Annotated in this window: 3 protein-coding genes; all 3 read left to right on the top strand. The window is 55.6% G+C overall.

Going from position 1 to position 2,748, the window contains the following annotated elements; genetic code table 11:
• Nucleotides 1–542 (top strand): hypothetical protein (locus K1Y02_26740; protein ID MBX7259981.1); only part of this gene is annotated, 542 nt, incomplete at its 5' end.
• A gap of 95 nt (nt 543–637) precedes the next feature.
• Nucleotides 638–2,005: an ATP-binding protein gene (locus K1Y02_26735; GenBank protein ID MBX7259980.1), complete on the top strand. Its 1,368-nt coding sequence runs from the start codon at nt 638–640 to the stop codon at nt 2,003–2,005.
• On the top strand, nt 1,962–2,570 hold the full coding sequence (locus tag K1Y02_26730) for an RloB family protein (GenBank protein ID MBX7259979.1): 609 nt from the start codon (nt 1,962–1,964) through the stop codon (nt 2,568–2,570). The genes K1Y02_26735 and K1Y02_26730 overlap by 44 nt, the downstream gene beginning before the upstream one ends.
• Nucleotides 2,571–2,748 lie beyond the last annotated feature (178 nt).

Genomic DNA, 2,748 nt, shown 5'->3' with positions numbered 1-2,748 from the left:
TGCCCGCCGCCGTCAGCCCCTATTTCCGCGTGTCAACCAGCCAGGACGGCCACGACCTGATCCTGGCGGTCGATGCCTTCGACAACGGCGCGACGGTCAATCTGACCCAAACCAACGCCCGCCTCCGCACGCCATCGGGCCAGACGGTCGATCTCGTGCTGCCGCAGACCGCGCCCGGACGCTACGAAGTGCGCCTCGTCGCCCCACAAGCGGGGTCCTACGGCCTCGATTTGCGCCAGCCACGCGCGAGCGGCGGCGTCGCCGACGCCAACGGCTTCGCCGTGCCCTATCCCGCCGAGTTGCGCGGCCCCACCGTGGGAGACTCGATCCTCGGCTCGCTGGCCGACCGCACGGGCGGTCGCGTCCTCCCGAGCGCCTCCCAGGTCTTCGACACCACCGTGCTGACCAACGCCCCGCGCTTCGCGCCCTTCTGGCAACCTTTCGCCGCCCTCGCGCTCCTCCTCTTCCTCGTGGATATCATGCTGCGCCTGCGCCACTCCGCCACACCGAGGGGCATGCTGCGGCGGTTGCTGCCGAAGTAGCAGATCTCTCTTGTTGGTAACGACAACGCGATAGTGTACACTGCTTCTGTGAGAGAAATTCACGCAGAAGCAGTGTTCGTGATTCGAGGTTGGCTATGTTAATTCAATTTTCCGTAGGCAACTATCGCTCGTTCAAGGAACCCGTGACGTTGAGCATGGTCGCGGCGAAGATCGGCTCGAAGGATAAGGAAATCGATGCCAACAACGTTTTCGAGGTTGACAAAGATCTCTCGTTGCTAACGAGCGCGGCGATCTACGGCGCGAACGCGAGCGGCAAGAGTAATCTTGTCGCCGCAATTCGCTTCATGCGCCGATTTGTACTGTCATCTTCGCGCGATACGCAGGCGCAAGATCCGATCATTGTAGAACGGTTCCGACTCAGCACCGAAACTGAGAAGAAACCTTCATTCTTCGAGATGGTCTTTCGAGCGGAAGGGAAGCAGTATCGATATGGCTTTGAGGTCGATTCACGGCATGTCGTTTCGGAGTGGCTGTTTCATGTGCCCAAGGTTAGGGAAGCACGCCTATTCGAGCGGAAAGGGGCAGCTATTCGGCTTGGACCAGGGTTTCGAGAAGGCCGAGGACTTGAAGAGCGAACACGACCAAATGCATTGTTTCTCTCCGTTGCCGCACAGTTCAATGGGGCAATTGCGAACTCTATTCTGCGCTGGTTTTACGGCATAGGTGTTACTTTTGGTCTGGATGATGGTGATGATTGGGCAGAGACCTTGGTTGGGATACTTCAACGGTCAACACGCCACCAGGTGGTGAGCTTCATCAAGGGCCTCGACCTTGGCATCATTGATGTTGAAGTAGCAGCTTCAAAAGTTACTCTACCGTCCTTGCCAGAAGAACCCGGATTCTACGAGCGGAAAGAGAGCCGTTCAGCGACTGAGCGATTTGTTGATCAAGTCGATGCAGACGTATTCGCAGTCAAGACTCTCCATTGGAAGTACGATGCACAGGGCAAGCCGACTGCTATGGAGCAGTTCGATCTTGAGCAAAACGAATCTGAAGGGACGAAGAAGCTATTTGCTCTCTCCTTGCCCGTGATTCTTGCATTGAGGGAAGGTAGGCTTATGATTGTTGACGAACTTGACGCTAGGCTGCATCCGCTAATCATCTGTGAAATCATTAAGCTCTTCAACTCGCGCATCACTAACCCGCATCATGCTCAGTTGATCTTCACTACGCACGACACGAATCTGTTAAGCAGCGGACTCTTCCGACGTGACCAAATCTGGTTCACCGAGAAGTCGGTACAAGGAGCTACAACATTGTACTCTCTTGTCGAATACCGACTTGACAACAACGCTAAAGTTCGCAACGATGCTTCATACGAGAGGAACTACATTGAGGGGCGATACGGAGCAATCCCCTTCATTGGTGATCTTCGACAGTTGATCGTTGGCAACGGCGATGTCAAGCAATCGCGGGAGAACCGAGAGTCGACGCGGGTATGACCAGCGGCGGGTGAATACTCGCCCGCTGCGGACGCGCTTCTTAATCGTCTGCGAGGGAGAGAAGACCGAACCCGGCTATTTCAAGAGCTTCCGGGTCTCGAAAGCGGTAGTTGATATTCGTGGACTTGGCTACAACACTCGCAGTTTGGTTGAGAAGACAATCGAGATCAGCAATACAGGCCAATACGATCAAGTTTGGTGCGTTATGGACAAGGACTCTTTCTCTGATGAGATCTTCAATGCTGCGCTCCAGCTTGCCAAGAACAACGACATTCAAGTGGCGTACTCCAACGAGGCATTCGAGTTGTGGTACTTGCTCCATTTCCATTACTACAACACCGGTATCACGCGGCAGCAGTACATTGATAAACTCGACGGGCTACTCGGGAGTCCGTATCGTAAGAATCGCCCAGATATGTACGATCTACTCACCACTCTTCAACGCGATGCCATTCGCAATGCGGAAAACCTTTTGGCAACCTACGTGCCATCACAACCTGCGCGCGACAACCCGTCTACGACTGTCCACCTTCTGGTACAGGAACTCAACAAGCACAGTGTTTAGCATCGAACTCAGGCAACCTCCAGATCCCGCACCCGCGCCGCATCCACGCGCTCCAGCGCCGCCAGCTCCTCGTCGCTTGGCGGCGCGGTGGTGATCGGCTCGCCAGCGGGCAGGACAAAGCCTGTTTGGGCGCGCACCTCAGCTTCTGATGACCAGTGATGGACCGACTCGATCATCA

The sequence above is a fragment of the Candidatus Hydrogenedentota bacterium genome (genome assembly GCA_019695095.1).
GTDB lineage: Bacteria > Hydrogenedentota > Hydrogenedentia > Hydrogenedentales > SLHB01 > JAIBAQ01.
Note: the sequence above shows the minus strand (reverse complement) of the source record. Positions and strands in the feature narration are given on the sequence as shown.